The sequence below is a fragment of the Paracoccus versutus genome (assembly GCF_029909795.1).
Classification (GTDB): Bacteria; Pseudomonadota; Alphaproteobacteria; order Rhodobacterales; family Rhodobacteraceae; genus Paracoccus; species Paracoccus versutus.
In genome coordinates this window covers 17,947-39,322 of record NZ_CP038197.1, presented here as the reverse complement: position 1 = coordinate 39,322, position 21,376 = coordinate 17,947, and the positions used below count along the sequence as shown (strand labels likewise).

The following is a 21,376-nucleotide window of genomic DNA, read 5'->3' as shown; positions in this document are numbered from 1 at the left end:
CGTAAGGGGGGTCATTTTCGGAAGCCGATTACCCCGTTACGGGGTCAATTTTGCACGCCGGTTCACATTGAGCCTGCCAAACATGATCTCGATGCGGTTGCGCCGCTTGTATCGGCGCTTGTCGTATTTGACCGGTGTCTTGCGCTGCTTTCGGCCGGGGATGCAGGCTCGTATCCCCTTGTCCTGCAAGGCTTCCCGGAACCAGTCGGCGTCATAGCCGCGATCCCCGAGCAGCCAATCGACCTTTGGGAGGCTGCTGAGCAACGCCCGCGCCCCGATGTAGTCGCTGACCTGCCCTGCGGTGACGAACAGGTCGAGCGGTCGGCCCTGACTGTCACAGATGGCATGCAGCTTCGTGTTCATGCCGCCCTTGGTCCGGCCGACGAGGCGTCCACGCCCCCCTTTTTCACGGCCAAGCTGGTCGCGGTGCGGTGCGCTTTCGGATAGGTCGCGTCGATCATCACGGTCTTTTCCTCGCCGTGGTCGGCGGCCAGCCCGATCATCATCCTGGCGAAAATGCCTTTCTCGCTCCAACGCTTCCACCGGCTGTAGAGCGTCTTGTGCGGCCCATACTCCCTGGGGGCATCTCGCCAGCGCAAACCATTGCGATTGATGAAGATAATCCCGCTTAGAACACGCTTGTCATCGACGCGTGGCTTGCCGTGCGACTTCGGGAAGAAAGGGGCAAGCTTGGCCATCTGCTCGTCGGTCAGCCAGTACAGGTCGCTCATGTCACCGCTCCGTTTTCCAAGCCGTGAATCACGTAGCACACTGAAAATCAATGCATCCTGAGCCTACCTCGACCCACCCCTCAATTCAAACGCCAGCTGCAATCTCCTGTTCAAAAGCCCGGACAAGAACCGGTGGGCCGACGCGCAGATTGCCTTTATCCGCATATGGTTGCGGACATATGAGTCGGTGAACAAAAGCGGCGTTATTCAGAAATCGAACCGCACACCCATATCGGCAAGGGTCATGCGCTCGTAATCGCGCTGAACCGAGGCCGCAAGAAAGACACTTGGACCCAGATCATATCTGAGGGCGACACCATAAGAGCTGTCGGTCACCTTTTCCGCCCAATCGCCGTCATTATACGCGACATAGGAACCCAACGTAAATCGGTTAAACTTGTAGTCGCCATAAAGGGCGTAAGACGTTCCCAGTTCGGCAAACCCGTTGTCATTGATGTTCAGGCCGATGCGAAGGTCATCATTGACCTTGTAACGCGTTCCCACGAAATAAAGATCGTTATCCCTGACCCCGGCCCCACTCTGCGCCGTTGCAGCAGAAAACTCCCAGTCGTTTAGCCGATAGAAAACCGAGGCGGAAACCTCTCGGGTCAGATCCCCTCCCGTGCCGCTGCCGATCTGATCCGGGTCCACCACGGACAGCTTCACGTCGAAGTTGCGAGTGCCATAATTCAAGGCCACCCCGGTCCGATCAGGAAGGCGACCATATCCGCGATAGGCCAGAATGAAGAAATCCCCCAACGGGTCCCCGCCGACGGAAACAGCATGAACCCCCAGCCGCGTCTGTTTCAGCAATAAAGCTCCATCGAAAGCCGGAAGTACATTGCCGATCTCAAGCGACCAGTTTTCATACTCGACATAGAAATTCGCGGGACTGAAGCCCCAGGAAGGGCTGTTGTGATCGCCCTGAACCCAGGTTTTGGCACCGAATTTCAAGCCGATATCGGTCTCGACGGATGCATCGATCTCCAGCCGCAATCGACTCTGGAGGAACGTGCTGCTCTCTCCGCCCTGTTTCTTCGCCTCCGAATAGGTCATACCAAATCGACCAAAGCCGGACAAGCTCACATCAGCCAAGGCCGCACACGGCGCAAGCGCGACCGTCATTGCAATCATGCTGAAAAACTTCATCATCCCCCCCATAAAAAACAGACGCCTCCACGCCCGACCGTACAATCGACGCTATTCTTTTGAAAACCGAACTCGCGACGACTACCTCATAATTGCCTGCGGGAATTCGTCATAGATAATCGCAAAACGCCCAAAGGCCATAACTTGTGCGAACGGCAATCACGTCAGCCTGGAAACAGGCAATCTAAAAAGAAAAAGGGAGGAAGCCCCCCCTTTCCCCATTTCCCACGCGGGGCCGATTTTCACGGTGCAATGTCACGGATCAGCGGATGGAACAGTTCCTCGACCATGAGAGGCTTGGTGATCATATGCTGCTGCGTCGCAAACCGGATCGCCGCTTCCAGCGCCCGCCGGTTGGCCTCGATGCCGACGGGCCATGGATCAATGCTGCCCTCGGGTGTTGCGGCCGCGCGGCTTTTGACAAGCATCCGCCATGCCTCGCGCACCACGTCCGGGCGCTGGTCGCAAAGCGCGTCCGGCACGATGACGTAATGGTTCGGCGGCACGAACTCCTCGCGCTTGTGCCATTCCAGCGCGGCCTCATGCGGATGTTCGATCAATGTGCGCACCCGCGGATCCTTGGGCATGTTCATCCCAAGGATCGCGGCATCGACCTCGCCGTCGAGCAGCATGTTCACCGGATCCTTTGCCGGATCGCCCCAGATGACCGAGGGCGGATCGGTATATTCCTCCAGATGCGGCTGATCGAAACAGAGCCACTTCACGCTGTCCGGGTCGACGCCATATTCGTTCTGCAGGATGCCGCGGACCCAAAGGCCCGTGGTCTGGGTATAGGACCGCACGCCCACCACCTTGCCCCGAAGGTCCGTCGGGGTCATGCCGGGATGCACTTCAGTATTGTAGCCGATGCAATGATGCTGAAAGCGGCCAAGCAGCACGATCGGCAGCAAGGTGAAGGGCTTTCCGTATTGACGTGCCTGCAGAAAGGTCGCGGTCGCCATCTCGCTGATGTCGTAGCGTCCCTTGCGCAGCATGTCCTTGAACCCGGCATGGGCGTTCTTCAACCCCGCGAAGTCAAGGCTGATCAGGTCCGAGGCAACTTTGCCCTCCATCAGCGCGCGCGTCGGCTCGTAGAGGGTGATGTTGGCTGAGAGTGCCACCGGACCCTCGGCGGGGAAGATCTTTTCCATCAGGGTCATGCGTTGGCCGCCTTGTCCAGGGTTGCTTCCAGAAGTTGCGGATAGAGCCGTTCCGCCGTTCCCGCCCAGATCTGGGCCCGATCCGTCTCTGACAAGGCCGCGAAGCAGCGATGCCCCTGCGCAACCAGTTCCTTCAGCGAGCCGTTGTTGGCGGGGAAATTGGACCCCCAGGCCAGCCGGTCCGCACCATATTCCGCGACCAGCTTCGCAAAGAAGCTCGCGGGCGTCGCAGGCGCTTTTTCCGCAAGATCGAACGTCCGCGGCGTGATCTTGAGAAACAGATTTCCGAACCGCGCCAGTTTCCAGAGCGGCGCGGCCTTGGCATAGGGCGCGCCGTCCGTCAGATCCGGCCGGCCCAGATGGTCGAGGATGATGCTGACTTCGGGGAAACGCTCGAGGATCTCCTCGACCGCCGGCAGGCCGATGGAGGTGGTCTGGATGGCCACTGTCATGTCGATTTCGGCCATATGTTCCCAGACCTTGTAGGTCTCGGGCGCAATCATCCAGCGTCCGTCGGTCTGGACAGTCGAACCGGCGCCGAAAAGCCGCAAGCCGGCCATGCCGCGGCGCCGCCATTTCTCGATCATGGCGACCGCGTCCGGCGCGGCGATATCAACGGAATAGACGCCGACAAAGCGCGCGAGGTCGCGACAAACGCTGTCGGCCGCATAGGAATTGTCATAGCCATAGGTGGTCGAGGAATGTACCATCGCGGCCTGTGCAATGCCGGCGGCTTCCATTTCTTCGACATATTGCTCGAATGTGAAGGGACGTTCCGCCGACCAGTCAGACCGGATGCCGCCAAGCGGACTGAAGGGATATTTCGCGGTATCGGGCGAAATGATATGCGGGTGAATGTCGATGATTTTCTGCGTCATGGCTGTGTCCTGAAGGATTGTCGAAGGGACTGGGGTAAAGACGGGCGCAGCGTCGCAGGATATTCTGCGGCGCAGGGGATGACGGCGCCTTGCGTTCTACCGACACCGACTTTCCCCTTATGTCCGAAAATCTAAGCCGGCGCTGTCTTTAAGCGTTGTCCCGAGTTCTGTTTACGTTGAGAGGATAAGTGAGCTGGTGACACTCGAAAACATGGGGCAACGGAAATACGATGGCCGACAGGCGAATTCCAATATCCCACCCCATATTCATGTAAAAAGCCGGCCTCGACACGAGGCCGGCCTGTCGACCTGTCGAAGGGTTGAGATCAATTCGTCCGAAGCGAGGCCGCGCGGATCTGGCTGAGGGATGCAGCGGGGGTCAGTGCCTCGGGGTCTATCATGATCTCCAGCACCGCCGGCCCGTCATGGGCATGCGCGCGGGCAAAGGCTGGCGCGAAGCCCTCGGTCCTTTCGATCCGCTCGGCATAGGCGCCAAAGGACTTTGCGAGAGCCGTAAAGTCCGGATTCCCCTCGGACAGATCGGTGCCCGAGACGCGGGCGGGATAGTGGCGTTCCTGATGCATGCGGATCGTCCCCAGCATCCCGTTGTTCAGGATCAGGATACGGATTTTCAGCCCATGCGCCGCCGCCGTCGCCAGCTCGGTGCAGGTCATCTGGAAATCGCCGTCCCCTGCGATGCAGATAACAGAGGCTTCTGGCCGGGCGAACTTGGCGGCCAAGGCTGCCGGAATGCCATAGCCCATCGAACCGCAGATCGGCGCGACCTGCGTGCCAAAGCGGCGATAGCGGTGAAACCGGTGCAGCCAGACGGTAAAATTCCCTGCGCCGTTGGTGTAGATCGTGTCCTCCGGCAGGTTCTCATCAAGCCAGGCCATGATCTCGCACATCTGGATCGCGCCGGGACTGGTCCGAGGGGCGGTCCATGCTTCGAAATCCGCGCGTGCGGCCTTGCGCCAGTCGTCCCAATCACCGCGGACAGCACCGCCCGCGGCGAGCGCCAGGGCAAAGCTTGCCGGATCGCTGACGATGCCCAGTTCGGGTTGATAGACATGGCCGATCTCATCAGGACCGGGATAGACATGGATCAACCGCTGCCGGGGACAGGGAATGTCCATGATCGTGTAGCCATTGGTTCCAATCTCGCCCAACCGCGCCCCGACGACGAGGATCAGATCCGCGTCCGCCATCGTCTGCACAAGCCTGGGATTGGGGCCGAGGCCGAGTTCCCCGATATAGCTGCTGCTGTCATTGTCGAGCAGATCCTGCCGCCGGAACGAAGCGGTGACGGGCAGTCCGCTGCCCTCGGCAAAGCGACGGAAGGCGGCGACCGCCTCGCCGGTCCAGCCGGATCCGCCCAGCATCACGACCGGACGGCGCGCCTCGGTCAGCAATGCCCGCACCGCCGACACGGCCTCCCGAGAGGGCTCATTCGCAAAGCGCGCCGTAGGGCGGCCATCGGCGGTTTCGGCGATTTCGGTCAGAACGTCCTCCGGCAGGGAAATGACCACGGGACCGGGGCGGCCGGAGTTGGCCAATTGAAAGGCGCGGGTGACATGTTCCGCCGTCCGTGCGGCATCTTCGAGCTGCAGCACCGCCTTGGCCTGCGTGCCGAAGGTGCAGCGGTAGTCGATCTCCTGAAACCCCTCGCGGGTCATCACCCCACGCGGGTTCTGGCCAATGAACATGATCATCGGCGTGCTGTCCTGAAAGGCGACATGCAGCCCCGAGGAGGCATTGGTTGCCCCCGGACCGCGCGAACAGAAGACGATGCCCGGCCTGCCGGTCAGCTTTCCATAGGCCTCGGCCATCATGGCGGCCCCGCCCTCGTGCCGGCAAGTCACCAGCTCGATCTCGGGGCAGTCATGCAGCGCGTCGAGAACGGCGAGGAAGCTTTCGCCCGGCACACAGAAAACGCGGTCCACGCCTTGCAGCAGCAGCTGGTCGACGAGGATCCGGGCGGCAGTACGCGGCCCCCTCATGCTGCTTTTCCCATCGCCTTCAGCCGCGCGTCGAGGCGCGGATAGACGCGGCGCACATTGCCTTCGAAGATCGCGTGCCGCTCCTCGGGTGAAAGTTCCAGCGCCTCGACGTAACGGCGGGTGTCATCGAAGGCATGGCCGGTCTCGGGGTCGATCGAGCGCACCGCACCCACCATTTCCGAACCGAAAAGGACGTTCCGGACCGGGATCACCTCGGTCAGCAGGTCGATGCCGGGCTGGTGGTAGACGCAGGTGTCGAAGAAGACGTTGTTCATCAGCGCTTCGGCCAGCGGCGGGCGGCCAAGGTCATTCGCAAGGCCGCGATAGCGGCCCCAATGGTAAGGCACCGCACCGCCGCCATGCGGGATCACCATCCGCAAGGTCGGAAAATCCTTGAACAGATCCGACAGCAGAAGCTGCATGAAGACCGAAGTGTCGCCGTTCAGATAATGCGCCCCTGTTCCGTGGAAGTTCGGGTTGCACGAGCCCGAGACGTGAATCATGGCCGGCACGTCCAGCTCGACCAGCTTCTCGTAAAGCGGATACCACCATTTGTCCGTCACCGGAGGGTCGGTCCAGTAGCCGTCGGTCGGATCGGGATTGAGGTTGCAGCCGACAAAGCCAAGTTCGAGGACGCAGCGCTCCAGTTCCTCGATGCAGCCGCGCGGGTCTGCACCCGGGCTCTGCGGCAGCTGGCAGACGGGAACGAACCGGTCCGGGTAAAGGGTACTGACCCGATGGATCAGGTCGTTGCAGGTGCGCGACCAATGCCTGCTCAGCGCCTGGTTGCCGTGGTGATGTCCCATCAGCCCGGCGATGGGCGAAAACAGCGTCATGTCGATCCCGCGTTCCTTCTGCAGGCGGATCTGATTCTTCTCCAGCCCTTCGCACAGTTCCTCATCCGAGATTTGCGGGGCGGGCGAGAAATCCGAGGTCTTGCCGGCCTTGAAATCGGCGATCTGGGCATTGCGATAGTCGCGGAAATAACCCGGGACGGTGGTGAAATGACCGTGGCAGTCGATAATCATGTCGGCAGCACCTCTGAAAGGGAAGTTCGTGGAACGTCATCGCTCCCTGCCAACTGCCTAGCCTCGGTGGACTTCACGGCGCCAATTGGAATTCGTGCCGTGCATATATGAAACCGGTCGGCTTTAGACTACAGCGGCAATCCTATGGGAAAGGCGCGATCTCCTATTAAACAATTGGCGTGGCGCGGGATTAGAAGAAGGACGGCCCCGTATGCAACGGGGATGACAGTTTCCGATCAGAGAGGAATCCGCATGTCCACGCCCACCCTCAAGGTGGCCTTGCGCACCTATCCCTATACCGAGGCGCTGAAATCCGGCACGGTCGCCGTATCCGGCGCCAAGCTCGAATTCGAGGAGGTGAAGCCCCATATCGCCGCCTTCCGCCGGATGGTGCGCGACCTTGCCTTCGATGCCTGCGAAATCGCCCCCACGACCTATATCATCGCGCGCGCCTATGGCGTGCCCATCATCGCCTTGCCAGTTTTCTTCGTTCGCCGCTTTCATCACGAGGGCTTGGTCGTGCGGCCAGGCGCAGGCATCGAGGCGCCGAAGGACCTGGAGGGCAAGAATTTCGGCGTCCGCGCCTATTCAGTGACCACCGGCGTCTGGAAACGCGGCCTGCTGCAAAACGAATACGGCGTCGACATCGACAAGGTGAACTGGTGGGTTGACGACGAGGAGCATGTCGCGGCGCTGAAGCTGCCCGCGAACGTCCGCCACGTTGCCGAGGATTCCTCGCTGGTCGCGATGATGGCCAAGGGCAAGCTGGATGCCGCCTGCACCGGGGATGCCGGAATCGGGCGCGCCGGCAAGCCCGGCGCGGGCTGGAACGAGAGCGGCCCTGCCCTGCCCGACGACCTGCGTCAGCTTTTCCCCAATGCCGCAGAACTTGACCGCGAGGTCTATGCCCGAAACGGCGTCTATCCGATCCACGGCACGCTGGCGATCAAGGAAGAGGTGCTGCAGGCAAATCCCGGGCTTGCCCGTTCGCTCTATGATGCCTTTGTCGAAGCCAAGGCCCCCTATCTGGAGGCGCTTCGCGCCGGCACCGCAACGGGCAAGCAGGCCGAGAAGGACCGCAAGCTGATGCAGATCGTCGGTGACGACCCGCTGCCCTATGGGCTGGAGGCAAACCGAGCCTCGATCGAGGCGCTGATCCGCTACGGCCACCAGCAAGGCCTGATCCCCCGGCCCTACAAGGCCGAAGACATGTTCCTGCCGTTCTGAACCCACGAAAGAGAGATAAGAAAGATATGGACAAGACCGGACGTCTGAACGGCATCATCGCGGCACTGGAAGAGGGCCGCAAGCCGACCATGGCCTTTGCCCGCGCCGAGCGCGAGGAAGCAATCCAGCTGGGGATGTCACAACTCGACGGCGTGCTTTTCGAGATGGAGCACACGCCCTATTCGCCCTCCGAACTGCGGGACGCGCTGCAGTTCATGCTGAACCGGCGGCGCATGATCGAGGGCGCCAGCCTGCGTCCCAGCGTGACCCCCTTTGTCCGCATTCCCGCGAACGGGGCCGAGATGAACACCTGGATGGCCAAGCAGGTCCTGGACCAGGGCGTTTACGGCGTCGTGTTCCCGCATATCGCGACGGCCGAGCAGGCCCGCAACGCGGTCGCCGCCTGCCGATATGCCCGCCCCAAGGATGCACCGAACTACGAGCCCAAAGGGCTGCGCGGCGATGCGCCCAATACGGCCTCGCGCTATTGGGGGCTGACTGTGCCGGAATATTACGCGCGCGCAGATGTCTGGCCCCTGGTCCCCGAAGGCGAGATCATGGTCATCGTCATGATCGAAAGCGTCGAGGCGATGGAGAACCTGCAGGATATCCTTGCGGTCCCCGGTATCGGCGCGATCATGATCGGAGAGGGCGATCTGAGCCAGCAACTGGGCTATCCGCGCCAGTACGAGCACCCGGTCGTCGCCGAGGCCAAGCGCAGCATCCTGGCCGCCGCCAAGGCCGCGGGAATGCGCGTCGCCCATCCGCATGTCACCCTGGCCAATGCAGGTGAAGTGATTGCCGAGGGCTACGACATTCTGTTCACCAGTCCGTCGCGCAGCTATGCCACGCTGGAAAAGGCGAAATCGCTGATGTGAAAAGGGGCCCGGAGCATAAGCTCCGGGCCTTGCCTTCCGATAAAGCCGTCTTCAGGACGCCATTCGGATGTCAGATCCCGAATCCGGCTTTCCCGCGTGGTTGGTCTTTCCTGTCACCCCGCGCAGGCAGTCGAGAAACGCGTTATGCGCCGCGGTCGGCAGCCAGTCGCTGCGCGTCGTCACGCCCTTCAGCAACACATTGTCAAGAAACCTGCAGGGCAGAACCTTGAGAACGCCCAGCTCGACATCGTTCTGCAACTCTGACCGGGTCATCAGGGTAACCGTATCTGAATTCAGCAACAGCGACCGGATCATTGTCAGGGACGAAGTTTCAAGATGAAACTTTGGCCGCACCGGCTCATCTGCGAAGATCTGCTCGATCCGGTTGCGCCGCGGCGTGCCCTTCTGCGGGACCACCCATTCATAGCCGGCCAGATCCGAGGGGGTGACGTCCTCAAGCCGCGTCAACGCGTGCCCGACACGAGCAACCAGGCAGTAGTTGTCGGTGAAAAGCACTTCCTCGCTTACATCGTCGGCCCATTCGGGACGGCGCAGCATGCCGAAGATCATGTCGATCCGGCTGTTTGAAAGATCATTGAGAAGCTTGTGATATTCGCCGGTGACGAGCCGCACCTTTGTGGAGGGATAGGCGGACATGAACCGCCGCGTCGCCTCGGCGAGATCGTGCGATCCCGCCATGGGAAGCGCGCCTATGACCAGCTCGAGACTCTCGGTCCCGGCGGCCAGCAGCACCTCGCCCCGTGCCAGCTCCAATTCGCGCACCGCGCGGCGAAATTCGCGGGCGAGGTAGTTTCCAGTGCGGTTCGGGATCGGACCCTGCGCCGTTCTGTCGAAAAGCTGCTTGCCGAGCGCTCGCTCGAAGCTCCGCGCCGAGCGGAAAAGCGAGGCCGGCGACAGGCCCAGTGAATCGGCGATCTCGCTGACGCGGCCCTGCTCGCAGGTCACGATCAGCGCGCGGAGCTGGGTTCCCGTCACAAGTCGCTCTATCCGGGGCGGGATGCGGTCCGCCGCACCATCGGGCCGGCCGAGAACCTGTGCCAGCGCCGTATCGAGCGTGTCGAAGAAACGGTCGATACGAAGCAGGAATTGCTTCCCGATCGTGGTGGGATAGGTGCCGGTAGCGCAACGTTCGAAGATGGGCAGCCCGATCTCGGCCTCGATATTGGCCACAGCCTGGGTCACGGCTGGCTGCGAGGTGCTCAATTCGCGCGAGGCGCAGCTTACTCCACCGAGTTTTCCGATGACCTGGACCATGCGCAGATGGCGCAGGTTCGGAACGTCCGCGAGGCGAAACATGTTTTCCTCCCTTGTCTTCGATGCGGCTATTCCGCGCTGCGGAAACACGCTCCGGCGCGCCCGTGCTGGATCCGCGATCCGGCGGGCGTCCTCCTCTCTGCTGACAAGGCTAGCGGCTGGACCGAAGGGGGACCAATAGAAACTGCGCCCAGCCCATAAGAAATTCGCGCTCGCGGATGGTGCCCATCCCCAATACGGGCAAAATTCGCCAAGAGAATCCCATAACTTTCCCGCTCTGCGACACGGTGATGAACAGGACAGGCCAGATCCCCACCTCGTTGCGCGTCCTGACCGGCACGCAGTTCGGCTCCTTCTGTCTTGGCAACGGACTTTCGCTGGTCGGAACCTGGATGCAGCGCATCGCCTGCGGCTGGCTGATCTGGGAATGGACACAGTCGGCCTTCTGGCTGGGCGTGCTTGCGGCGGGAGACCTGCTTCCGGTCATGCTGATCGGGCCATTCGCCGGGGTCGCGGCCGATCGCTGGGACAGGCTGCGCCAGAACATCCGGGCCCAGGCTGTCTCGGCGCTGCTGGCGCTGCTGATGGCGCTGCTTCTTGCGATCGGCCGTTTGGGACTGCTCGAGGTGATCGCCCTGACGACTCTGCAAGGCACGCTCTCCGCAGCGATCCAGCCCGCGCGACTGGCGATGGTCAGGCAGATGGTCGGGCGCGCGGACCTTGGTGCGGCGGTCGCGCTGAATTCCGTCACCGTGAACCTGGCCCGCCTGATCGGCCCCGCCCTCGCCGGAATGATGATCGTGCGACTGGACATCATCTGGGTCTTCGCTGTCAACGCTGCCGTGACGGCGCTTTATGTCCTGATCCTCGGCCGGCTGTCGCTGGCCTTTCCGCAAAAGCTCTCGGCGCCGCAGCCGTTCCTGCGCGAAATGGCCGAGGGCTTCCGTCATGTCGTCGCCACCCCGGCGCTGTGGCTGATCCTGCTGGTCATGCTGCTCGGCGGGATGATCGTGCGATCCATGCTCGAACTCATTCCGGCGATTGCGGTCCGCACCTATCCCGGAAACGCGATGGGGCTTGCGCTGCTCACCGGGTCGGCGGCCTGCGGCGCCATCGTCTCGGGCCTGACGATCCGGCCGCGATCGGCGGTGCGGCTTCTCTATGACGTCATGGTCCTGTGGGGATTGGGCGCTGGGGCAGCGATCCTCATGACTTGGGCGACCATCCCGGGACTCGCCGTGGCCGCCGCCGCCCTTCTGGGCGCCGCGACAACCCGGGGGCTGATCTCGACCCAAACCTTCGTGCAGATCACGACGCCCCCCGATCTGCATGGTCGCATCCTCAGCCTGCACGGGCTGATCGCCAGGGGAAGTCCGGCACTCGGCGCGCTCGTCATCGGCTTTTTCGCCGACCGGATCGGCATTGCCGCCGCGACGCTGATCGCGGCGGCAATGCTGACCTTCTGCTTCCTTCTGCTTGCCCCCCTGGTCCGAGGCGCCGCAAGCACGGTCGAGGAAACCGACTGACCGTGTGCGGTCTTACCCTCAAGCCTTGGGCGCGAGGGCATGCAGGCTCATTGCCAGCGAAACCGAGGTGAAATAGCCGATCGTGACAAGAAGCTCGGCGATGAGCTCGCGCCCGAGTTCCGTATCGTAGCGGACGAAAGCGGCGTCTCCAACCATCCCCCCGTTCAGGATGTCCCAAACGGCATCAGCGACCACGCCAAGCCGTCCGGACAGTCCGTCAGGTCGCCGCCTGTCGAGAATGGCGGCAACCACTTCCTCACCGAGACCAGCTTTCAGCGCGTGCTTTTGGTGGTTCGCGATGACATAGGGTGCGTTCCAGTGGACGGCCGTGGACAGGATCGCGACCTCGCTTTCAGCCTCGGTCAGGGTGGAGTCGGCGTCGATATGAGTGCCGATGATCTCCATGCCTTCGGCAAGCCGTGGACTGTGAAGCCAGATATTGAAAGGCGTAGGAATCCGGCCTCTGCCGGCACCCAGCCTGTCAATGACACACTTCTGGGCAGCGTTCGCCTGGTCGGGGCTGATCCGCGCGAGTCGGTCTTGGGTCATGTCGCTCTCCTGATGGGTCATGATGCCGGCAAGATCGGTCTTTCTAGGGTTCCCGGCCAATCGAGCTTGTTGCCCGGGCGATAGAAGTTTGAACCGGACCAAAACATGATGGCGGGCCCGTAAGCCCGCCATTGGCATTTCCCGTGATTTTCCCTGGAGCGGGCCTACATCGAGGGAACCACCTCCCGCAGGATCGGGAACCAGTCTCCCATAAGGCTGGTGGGCCAAGGCACGTGAATGATCCGGTGGAACACGATATAGAGAAGCAGTGTCACCGATGCCGCGAGGATCGCGCTGAGGCGCCAGGGTTCCCGCCCCTCGATCCGCATGAAGGCCATGATGACCAGCGGCACGGTCGGAAGCAGACCGATCACCGCCATCGACAACAGAAACAGCACGAACCAACCGTAGAACCGCGCCGCCCGGACGAGCACCAGCCGCCTGGGCAACTCCTCCTCGGGGTCGCCGCCGATGTCCATGTGAACGCCGTTCGTTGCGGCCGCCCGGACCTCCTTGAAGAAGGTCTTGTGAATCAGGCTCAGCCCGCCGGCGATGACCATCGTCGAGGCAACGACCACAGGCCCGATCCGCGCGTTGAAGAGCCAGTCCCGCGAGGTGACGAGCACGTAGACGCCGATCGCGATGAAAAGCCCATAGGCCAGATCGTCGAGTCCCAGATAGGGACGGCGACGAAGCACGACGCCCGCCCGGTTCTCCTTGCGAAGCAGCCGCAGTACCGGGCTGAACATGATGAGGGCCGCGCAAGCCAAAAGCACCATGACCCCCGGACGCAGCGCCCAGTCCATACCGTAGCGAAGGAACGAGATCGACATGTACCGCTCGATCAACGCGCCCAGAACGAGCCCCAGGATCAGGGGCGGACGAGGCCATCTCAGCCGCTTCATGCTCCATCCGATCAGGCCGAAGATCAGCAGCACATACATGTCACCCCAGCTCCGCGAGCCCTGGAAGGCGCCGACATAGACGATGGACATGATGATCGGCAGGACCAATGTGTAGCGCAGGGTCGAGATCCTGGCGAACTGACCGCTGAGCAGGAAGCAGGTGCCGGCCCCGAAGATGTTGGCAAGCGCAATGGACCACACCATCGAATAGGTCAGATCCAGATTCTTCGTCAGCATGTCAGGGCCTGGCGTGAAACCGTGCACCATCAGCGCCCCGAGCAGGATCGCCTGCGCTGCACCGCCGGGCACGCCAAAAGCCAGCATCGGCACAAGACTGCCGCCGTCGCGGGCGTTGTTGGCCGATTCCGGCGCGATGACGCCCCGCACGTCCCCCTTGGTAAAGCTCTCTTTTGCGCCCTTTTCGGTCTGGAGCGCATGGCCATAGGCGATCCAGTCCACGACCGAGCCGGTCATGCCGGGAATCGCACCCAGAACCGCGCCGAGGCTGCTGCAGCGCAGGACGAGAAACCAGTTCCGCGCGACATCCTTGATGCCCTGAAGCATGCCCTGACGCGGGCTGAACTTCATGTCCTGGGCGATGGAGGTCCGCTGGATGGCAAGATCGCAAAGCTCGGGCAGCGCAAAAAGGCCCAGCAGGATCGGCAGCATCGGCAGGCCGTCCTGCAGATATAGCAGCCCGCCCGTCCAGCGCATCTGACCCGTCTGCGTATCGGTGCCGACCATCCCTACCAGAATGCCGAAGCAGGCGACGACCAAGCCCTTCAGCGGCGACTTCCCCGAGAGCGTCGCCACCATCGCGATCCCCAGAATGGTCATCGCCAACAGTTCGGGGGTGGCTATGGCCAGCACGAAGGGGCGCACCACAGGCAGCGAAACCGCCAGGATAATCGCGCCTATCAAGCCGCCCATCATGTTGGCGAGATAGCTTGCGCTGAGCGCGCGCCCGGCTTCGCCGCGCTTGGTCATGGGCAGGCCGTCAAGCACTGTCGCCTGCGCGGCGGCACCAAAGAGCACCGCGGGAATGGTGTCCGAGGTTGTCGTGACCGCCGCCATCCCAAGCAGCATGGCAAACGCCGAATAAGGGTCCATCGTGTAGGTAAAGGGCACCAGGATCGCAAAGCCCGTCAGCCCGCCCACGCCGGGCAGCAGCCCGATCGCCAGTCCCACGATCACGCCAAGCCACAGGAACATGATGCGCTCTGGCTGCAGAATGAGGCCGAGCGCATCGCCCACGGCGGAGAGAATCACGGAGTCTTGAAGAAATTCCATGCTACAGCCCTGCCTTCACGGCCTGATCGCCGCCTGTCATTGCGCCGCCCTCCAGTCTTCGGAAGTGCAGGGCCGCGCTGTGCCTTGGTTGGCCAGCATAGGATAGAGAACCTTTGCCGTGCGCCCCCAGATCCACGCCCGGTCCTCATCGCCGAGGCTTTCGAAACATTTATTTCCCTGAGCGACCAATTCAGTCAGCGAACCGGCAGAGGCCGGGTAGTTCGAGCCGAAGGCAAGGTGGTCCGCACCGAAGACCGCGACCAGATGCGGGAAGAATGCCTCGGCCCCACCGGGGGCAGCCTGCGCCAGATCGAAGGTCTTCGGCGTGATCTTCAGATAGACATTCTCGAAACGCGCAAGCTCGAACAGTTCTGCACAGGCGTCATAGGGCGGGCCGCCTGCAAGGACCGGGCGGGCGCAATGATCAAGAGCGATGCGGACCGATGGAAAGCGGCGGGCGAGGTCCGCGACCATCACCAACCCCGCAGGTGTCGTCTGGATCACCATGGTCAGATCGTTCTCGGCGCAGCGTTCCCAGACCGGAAAGGTCGCCGGATCGACGAGCCAGCTACCGTCGGTCTGATGAGTCGCGCCCCCGGTGAAAAGCCGGATACCTCCCATCCCCCGGCCCAGCCAATAATCGAAAGTCTCCAGCGCGTCCCGAGCCAGCAGGTCGAAGGAGAAGACCCCGGTGAAGCGATCCGGCTGCGAGGCCACCGAATCCGCGACATAGGAATTGTCATGCCCGTAGGTGGTAGAGGAATGAACGATGGCGGCCTTGGCGATTCCTGCCTCGTCCATCGCCGCTATCAACTGATCAAAATCGGCCGGGCGCAAGGCCGACCATTTCGAACGATGTCCGGCCTGCGGCGCGATGGGGTATTTCCCGGCATCAGTCGAGATGATGTGCGGATGAATGTCGATGATTTCATAGGTCATGTCGGTCTTACCTTGGAAACAGGACGGATGGCGCGACGCATCAGGCGCCCGCAGACGGCCTTGGTATGCCGGGGCGTTCAGAACCATGCCCGCGCCAGCTTTCGTCAGATTCAGGGTTTCAGGATCTTGCGTACGGCCTCGAGCTCTGTCTCGGGCGTTGCGAACAGCGTTGCGACGATCTTGGCCACCTCGTCACCCGAAATGGGATCGACCGCATAGTTCTGATCGGTCATCGCCTTTATGAACTCGGGATCCTGCACGGTTTCGTCGAAGGCCTTGCGGAGGGCTTCGATCCGATCCTGCGGCACCTCCTTCGGCGCGGCCAGCGGCCTGCCCGCCTGGAAGGGCAGGATGAAGAAGTCAAGGATCGACTTCGCCTCAGGATCCTTCACGTATTGGCTGAGGTTCGGGATGTCCTGGAACTCCTCCGGGCTGTCCCAGCCAAGGTTCAAGAGCACCTTCATCGAATCCTCCTCGAGCATTCGCTTGGGCTCTCCGTAGGTCAACCCGTCAAGCGTCGAAGCCCAGCCATCGACCTCGCCGCGCTCCATCGCAAGATAGACCTCGCCCCGGTCGGTATAACCGGGAACGACGGTCAACTTGGTCCCCAGATACCGGTTCAAGACGGCCGGCAGCGTCCGGTTCTCGTTGGAAAAGCCCGTGGCCCCGATCACCAGTTCCTTCTGGAACAGATCGTCGGCCGTGGTGACGCCCGAACGCGTCATCGCGACGAGGCTGTAATAAGTCTTGTCTACGCTGCCGATCCAGGCCACCTTGCGCGGGTCGAATGCATTCTGCGACGGATCCACCAGTGGCACATAGAGGTTGTTGCGCTGCAGAAAGCCGATGACCGTGCCATCCTTTGGCTGCTTGGACTGCAACGAGGCCGCCGCCACCATTCCCCCTGCCCCGACAACGTTCATCACGACTGCCTCAGGCTGGCCCGGGATATGTTTCACATAGGCCTGTGCAAACTGGCGGGCGATGAAGTCCGTCAGGCTCCCCGATTGCGCGCTGACGAGAATGGTCAGCGTCTTGCCCTTGTAGAACTCCTCCGCGGTCTGCGGATAGGCCGGTGCCGCGACCGCCGAAGCCGTGACGACGGCAAGTCCCGACAACATTATCCCGCGCATGATCTTCATTCCATGTCCTCCCTTGAACTTTGCGCGATCCCGATGCAGTGCTCCTTGGCTGCAGGGCCGCCCGCTTCCTCTTGCGGCTGCGTCCCCCTTCACCGAGACACCCCTGGGCGCCGGGACGCATATGTGGATATGCCGTAACCCTAGCCTTCTTCGGTTGCAGCGAGAATAGCGCCGCATCGAAAATCAATATCCTCGGCCGAGATCCGATATTGCAGCCACCCAAAGGGGTGCCTTTCAAGTAATTGAATTTCAAATATATTTATATGACCTGCCCCCTGTTCTTGCCGGACGTCTGGCTTGTGGGCAAGCGTTTCTGGTCCGATTTCCGATGCCCGCAGCGTGGTTTTGGATTGGCGCCCGGCGGCGACGCTGTGCGAGACCGCCATGGCCGCCACCGGATAGGGAGGAAATCAATGATGGACCGCCGCAGTTTTCTCGGAAGTGCCGGGATATTCGGTCTCACCCTCGCCGCAAGCGGCCTTGCCGCGCCACATATCGCGCGGGCTGCCGCAACCCGGATTACCATCGTCAGCAATCCCGGACTCGAAAATGCAACATTGAATCGACTGATGGAAGAGCAGGGTTTTCTCAAGAGATATGGGGCGGAAGCAACGATGGTTCTGGCCGAGGGTCCGGCCGGCCCCTTCAATGCGATCGTTAGCGGGACCGCTGATGTTTGCATGGTTTCCGGCTATAACATGGCTCTTCCGCGGATTTCGCAAGGCGCGCCTGTCAGGATTACCGGCTCGGGCATGCGCAAGACCGCTCTCGCCGTGTTTGCAAGGCCGGACCGGGTCAACGGCTTGGCGGAGCTGGAAGGGAAAACGGTGGCGGTAGGGCCGAAGCTTGGCCTCTTGCATGCACTCATGCTGCAACTCTTTCGCGAGAAGGGTCTCGACGCGTCCCGCGTGACTTTCCTCGATGCAGGCAGCAACGACCAAGCCTATCATGCGGTCGTCGAAGGCAAGGCGGACGCCTGCTGCTCCAGCATATCGCACCTGAACGACCGCGATGGGCTTATCGTCCTGTCCGATGGCAAGATGTGGGAAGCGCTGCCGAAGTATGTCTTTCAAACCGCCTACGCGTCGGAGGCAGCCCTAAGGGACAAGCGGGACGGGCTGGTTCCTGTCATGGCTGCCTATGGCGCCCTTTATGGCTATTTGATGAAGCCAGAGGCCCGCGAGGCATTCCTCTCCGCGCGAAGGAGCGCGCAGAAGAAATTCGATATCCTATCGGCAAACGCGGTTTGGGAGTTCAATCAGGAACAGCGTCCCTATTCCCGAAATCTTTCAATCTCCGAAGAGGAGATCACATATCAGCAACGCATGTTCGTTGGCCTCGGCGCAATGTCACAAGTCTTGCCGTATCGCGATGTTGCCGACATGCGGCCTGCGAATGAAGCCTTCAAAATACTTTCCGCTGAGTGAGTGCGCCATCGCAGGATATCGGGATCCATTGTCCCGGCGTGGCGAACGATCATTTTCTGAAATCAGCGCCCTTAGGTCTAGGATCGATGACGAAGCAAGATAGTTTTACCCCCCACGGCAAGCACCTGATCGGTGGCGAGTGGATCGCCAGCGAGCAGCGATTCACCAGCGAGCCGGCGCATGGCCCCTCGCACGCGTTCTCGGTCGGCACGGTCGCGCTGGTGAACCGGGCCTGCGAGGCGGCCGAGGCGGCGTTCTGGTCCTTCGGACATGCCCCGCGCGAGGAACGGGCGGCGCTGCTGGAGGCCATCGCCGACGAGATCGAGGCCCGCGCCGAGGCGATCACCGCGATCGGCACCCAGGAAACCGGCCTGCCCGAGGCGCGGCTGCAGGGCGAGCGCGGCCGCACCGTGGGCCAGCTTCGGCTCTTTGCCGCGCATATCCGCAAGGGCGAGCATCTCGACCGCCGCCACGACCCGGCGCTGCCGGACCGCCAGCCTTTGCCGCGCCCCGATCTCCGCATGGTGCAGCGGCCCATCGGGCCGGTGGCGGTGTTCGGCGCCTCGAACTTCCCGCTGGCCTTTTCCACGGCGGGCGGCGACACGGCCGCGGCGCTGGCCGCAGGCTGCCCGGTGGTGGTCAAGGGGCACTCCGCCCATCCCGGCACCGGCGAGATCGTCGCCGAGGCGATCCATGCCGCCATCGCGAAGACCGGCACGCATCCGGGGGTCTTCAGCCTGGTGCAGGGCGGCGACCGCAAGGTGGGCGAGGCGCTGGTCCAGCATCCGCTGGTCAAGGCGGTGGGCTTTACCGGCAGCCTGGCCGGGGGCCGGGCGCTCTTCGACCTCTGCGCCGCGCGCCCCGAGCCGATCCCGTTCTTCGGCGAGCTGGGCTCGGTCAACCCGATGTTTCTTCTGCCCGAGGCCATGCGCGCCCGGGCCGAGTCGCTGGGGCAGGGCTGGGCCGGGTCGCTGAGCATGGGGGCCGGGCAGTTCTGCACCAATCCGGGCATCGCGGTGGTCCTGGACGGCGCGGATGCCGACCGCTTCGCCGAAGCCGCCAGGGCGGCCTTGGCGCAGGTCGGCCCGCAGGTGATGCTGACCGAGGGCATCGCCCGCGCCTATCGCGACGGCAAGGCGCGTTTCGAGGCGCGCAATGCGGTGAAGCCGCTGCTAGCCACCGAAAGCGACGGCCGAACGGTGAGCCCGAACCTCTACGAGACCACGGCCGCGGCCTGGCTGCAGGACCAGGCGCTTGGCGAGGAGGTGTTCGGCCCGCTGGGCCTGGTCGTGCGGGTGCGCGACATGGACGAGATGCTGCATCTGGCGCGCGGCTTCGAGGGGCAGCTGACCGCGACCATCCACATGGAGGATGCCGACCTGGCGGCTGCGCGCGAGCTTTTGCCAGTGCTGGAGCGCAAGGCGGGCCGGGTGCTGGTGAACGGCTTTCCGACGGGGGTCGAGGTCTGCGACGCGATGGTCCACGGCGGTCCCTATCCCGCCAGCACCAACTTCGGCGCCACCTCGGTCGGAACCATGGCCATCCGAAGGTTCCTCAGACCCGTATGCTACCAAGGCTTCCCAGAGGCATTGCTGCCCGAGGATCTGCCCTAGATGCCGTTGTCTAATCGCGCGTCCTGGATCAAGTCTTTTTTGTGATTATTCGATTTCCCGCCGGTCGCATCCGACCGAACGATGCGCTGCACATGCGAAGCATATTATAGTGCGAAGCGCTGTTTCGTGTTGTTCTGATGGACGTTTGCCGGGGGCACGGTTGTCTGCGCAGTCGATACTTGATCGCCGCATGATGGGTTTTCGCGGGGGGATCTTCCAGTGTAATGGACGCAGTGCGAATGTAGTAGACGTTCACCTGCAACGGCATCAGCGGAATGATCCGACCTACGTCCCGGCAGGGACGTTTCAATGCATCCGGTGAGGCGGACGCAATTCAGAACGATAAGTCACCCACGTCATCGCGACTTTCTCGATAATGCTCCGTGGTCTCAGGGGCTGACGCAGGCAGACCTGTCAAAGAGTTCGCCGGTTGTCAGCATTCTGTGCATTATGACGGATAGTTTGCGTGCCACAGCGACCGCTGCTCGTTTGAAGCCAGCCCTCTCTCTGAGTTTCAACCCCCAGGTGCGAAGCGAGCTGTCAGCTCGGGCACGGGTGAGAATCACTGTAGCTGCTTCATAAAGGAGACCCCGCAAATGACTGTCTCCGCGCCGCGAGATGTGGCCGTCATAGTCAATTTCGCCGGATTGATAGCGCCTTGTCGTCAGCCCCAGCCACGCCCCCACAGACCGGGAGGTTCGGAAGTTTTTCGGGTCCTCGATTGCCGCAACAAAGGAGGCGGAAGTGACTGCACCAATTCCGGGGATGGACATCAGTACCTGACATGCACAGCTCTGCTTGGCTGCCGCGACCAACTGACGATCGAGTTGCGCGGCGCGGCCCCGAATACTGCGCTTCAAGCAGGGGCAGGATGATCCGTTCCAAGCCAGCATTGCTGCCCAGCATGTTGCGTACATTCGTCTCAAATACCAAGCCGCCGCCTTTGGGCACCACCAGTCCAAACGTTTTCATGAGCCCGCGAATCTGATTGGATAGCTCGGTCGTCATCCTGATCAGTCTTGTGCGTGCGACCACCAAGGTGCGGGTCAGCATGCTGTCGTAACCCTTCACCCGCACCTCTCGGTAGAAGCCAACCTCGGCCAGATGCGCCAGGCCATCCGCATCGTTGGCGTCCGTTTTGTTCGGTGCCATGTCAAGCGCGGCCTTGGCATGGCGGGCGTCGATGCAGATCGCTGGAAAGCCCATTGCCGTTAAGGCATGGTAGAACCACACCGACAAGGGGCCGGTCTCGAACACGACCCGTTGCGCCGCTGGCGCCTGCTTGCGGATCAGATCAGCAAGCAGGCTCGGATCGGATGGGCATTTGCCGCGCCAGATCCTCTTGCCATCACGCCTCACGGAAATTGCCGTCTCATTCAATGACACGTCAAGGCCGATATATTCGCTCATAGTTGTTCTCCGTTCGATGTTTGGACCCGGCTCGGCACCGTGTCGCGAACCCGTACTTCCATCCTATCGGGGAACAACCATCCGCCCTTCAATGTCGTGACCATCTGCTTCGGGGTAGCTCGCTCCCGCGATTACTCCATGTAATGGGCCAGCGCTCCTCTGGTGGCCATGAAGGTGGCTGTCCCTCAGGGTGATGATGTTGGAACGGGGTCCGCTGGTTTCGGCCCCAGGCTTCGCCTTGTCTTGCGA

Annotated in this window: 16 protein-coding genes and 2 pseudogenes; 5 read left to right on the top strand and 13 right to left on the bottom strand. The window is 62.2% G+C overall.

Going from position 1 to position 21,376, the window contains the following annotated elements:
* Positions 1-54: 54 nt before the first annotated feature.
* The 6 genes and pseudogenes from E3U25_RS11215 to E3U25_RS11190 form a co-directional block, all read right to left on the bottom strand.
* Positions 55-731: pseudogene (locus tag E3U25_RS11215) on the bottom strand (IS5 family transposase); the annotation flags it as partial.
* A 207-nt stretch (positions 732-938) separates the two neighbouring features.
* Positions 939-1,880 carry a porin gene (locus E3U25_RS11210; protein ID WP_244295273.1) on the bottom strand — a complete coding sequence of 314 codons (942 nt, stop codon included), beginning with the start codon at positions 1,878-1,880 and terminating at the stop codon, positions 939-941.
* A 242-nt stretch (positions 1,881-2,122) separates the two neighbouring features.
* Complete coding sequence (locus E3U25_RS11205) at positions 2,123-3,040, bottom strand: substrate-binding domain-containing protein (protein WP_116222517.1); 918 nt, start codon at positions 3,038-3,040, stop codon at positions 2,123-2,125.
* Positions 3,037-3,918, bottom strand: a complete 882-nt coding sequence (locus E3U25_RS11200) for an amidohydrolase family protein (RefSeq protein ID WP_116222516.1) — start codon at positions 3,916-3,918, stop codon at positions 3,037-3,039. Before E3U25_RS11200 ends, E3U25_RS11205 begins: the two co-directional genes overlap by 4 nt.
* A gap of 326 nt (positions 3,919-4,244) precedes the next feature.
* Positions 4,245-5,918, bottom strand: coding sequence for a thiamine pyrophosphate-binding protein (locus tag E3U25_RS11195; RefSeq protein WP_116222515.1), 1,674 nt, complete (start codon positions 5,916-5,918; stop codon positions 4,245-4,247).
* Complete coding sequence (locus E3U25_RS11190; protein WP_116222514.1) at positions 5,915-6,946, bottom strand: amidohydrolase family protein; 1,032 nt, start codon at positions 6,944-6,946, stop codon at positions 5,915-5,917. Before E3U25_RS11190 ends, E3U25_RS11195 begins: the two co-directional genes overlap by 4 nt.
* Positions 6,947-7,198: 252 nt before the next feature.
* On the opposite strand from E3U25_RS11190, the gene E3U25_RS11185 reads away from it, so the two are divergent.
* Together E3U25_RS11185 and E3U25_RS11180 are read left to right on the top strand one after the other, a co-directional pair.
* On the top strand, positions 7,199-8,173 hold the full coding sequence (locus E3U25_RS11185; RefSeq protein ID WP_116222513.1) for an ABC transporter substrate-binding protein: 975 nt from the start codon (positions 7,199-7,201) through the stop codon (positions 8,171-8,173).
* A 26-nt stretch (positions 8,174-8,199) separates the two neighbouring features.
* Positions 8,200-9,051, top strand: a complete 852-nt coding sequence (locus E3U25_RS11180; RefSeq protein WP_011749535.1) for an HpcH/HpaI aldolase family protein — start codon at positions 8,200-8,202, stop codon at positions 9,049-9,051.
* 51 nt (positions 9,052-9,102) lie between these two features.
* On the opposite strand, the gene E3U25_RS11175 is transcribed toward E3U25_RS11180, so the two are convergent.
* Positions 9,103-10,368: a LysR family transcriptional regulator gene (locus E3U25_RS11175; protein WP_116222512.1), complete on the bottom strand. Its 1,266-nt coding sequence runs from the start codon at positions 10,366-10,368 to the stop codon at positions 9,103-9,105.
* Between the two features lie 176 nt (positions 10,369-10,544).
* On the opposite strand from E3U25_RS11175, the gene E3U25_RS11170 reads away from it, so the two are divergent.
* A complete protein-coding gene (locus E3U25_RS11170; protein WP_116222511.1) occupies positions 10,545-11,852 on the top strand; it encodes an MFS transporter in 1,308 nt (435 codons plus the stop codon).
* Between the two features lie 18 nt (positions 11,853-11,870).
* Here the strand turns inward: E3U25_RS11170 and E3U25_RS11165 are convergent, their stop codons facing one another.
* From E3U25_RS11165 to E3U25_RS11145, 5 genes are all read right to left on the bottom strand, one after another.
* Positions 11,871-12,401 (bottom strand): carboxymuconolactone decarboxylase family protein, encoded by a 531-nt coding sequence (locus E3U25_RS11165; protein ID WP_116222841.1) that lies wholly within the window; start codon positions 12,399-12,401, stop codon positions 11,871-11,873.
* 164 nt (positions 12,402-12,565) lie between these two features.
* Positions 12,566-14,596 carry a tripartite tricarboxylate transporter permease gene (locus tag E3U25_RS11160; RefSeq protein WP_116222510.1) on the bottom strand — a complete coding sequence of 677 codons (2,031 nt, stop codon included), beginning with the start codon at positions 14,594-14,596 and terminating at the stop codon, positions 12,566-12,568.
* Between the two features lie 36 nt (positions 14,597-14,632).
* Entirely contained in the window at positions 14,633-15,535 is a 903-nt protein-coding gene (locus tag E3U25_RS11155; RefSeq protein WP_116222509.1) for an amidohydrolase family protein, read from the bottom strand.
* A 110-nt stretch (positions 15,536-15,645) separates the two neighbouring features.
* Entirely contained in the window at positions 15,646-16,677 is a 1,032-nt protein-coding gene (locus E3U25_RS11150) for a Bug family tripartite tricarboxylate transporter substrate binding protein (RefSeq protein WP_116222508.1), read from the bottom strand.
* A gap of 140 nt (positions 16,678-16,817) precedes the next feature.
* Complete coding sequence (locus tag E3U25_RS11145; protein ID WP_147304537.1) at positions 16,818-17,063, bottom strand: hypothetical protein; 246 nt, start codon at positions 17,061-17,063, stop codon at positions 16,818-16,820.
* A 30-nt stretch (positions 17,064-17,093) separates the two neighbouring features.
* On the opposite strand from E3U25_RS11145, the gene E3U25_RS11140 reads away from it, so the two are divergent.
* On the top strand, positions 17,094-18,104 hold the full coding sequence (locus E3U25_RS11140; protein WP_116222840.1) for an ABC transporter substrate-binding protein: 1,011 nt from the start codon (positions 17,094-17,096) through the stop codon (positions 18,102-18,104).
* Between the two features lie 86 nt (positions 18,105-18,190).
* Positions 18,191-19,717 carry an aldehyde dehydrogenase (NADP(+)) gene (locus tag E3U25_RS11135; protein ID WP_116222507.1) on the top strand — a complete coding sequence of 509 codons (1,527 nt, stop codon included), beginning with the start codon at positions 18,191-18,193 and terminating at the stop codon, positions 19,715-19,717.
* A gap of 389 nt (positions 19,718-20,106) precedes the next feature.
* Here the strand turns inward: E3U25_RS11135 and E3U25_RS11130 are convergent.
* A pseudogene (locus E3U25_RS11130) lies at positions 20,107-21,127 on the bottom strand (IS110 family RNA-guided transposase).
* Positions 21,128-21,376 lie beyond the last annotated feature (249 nt).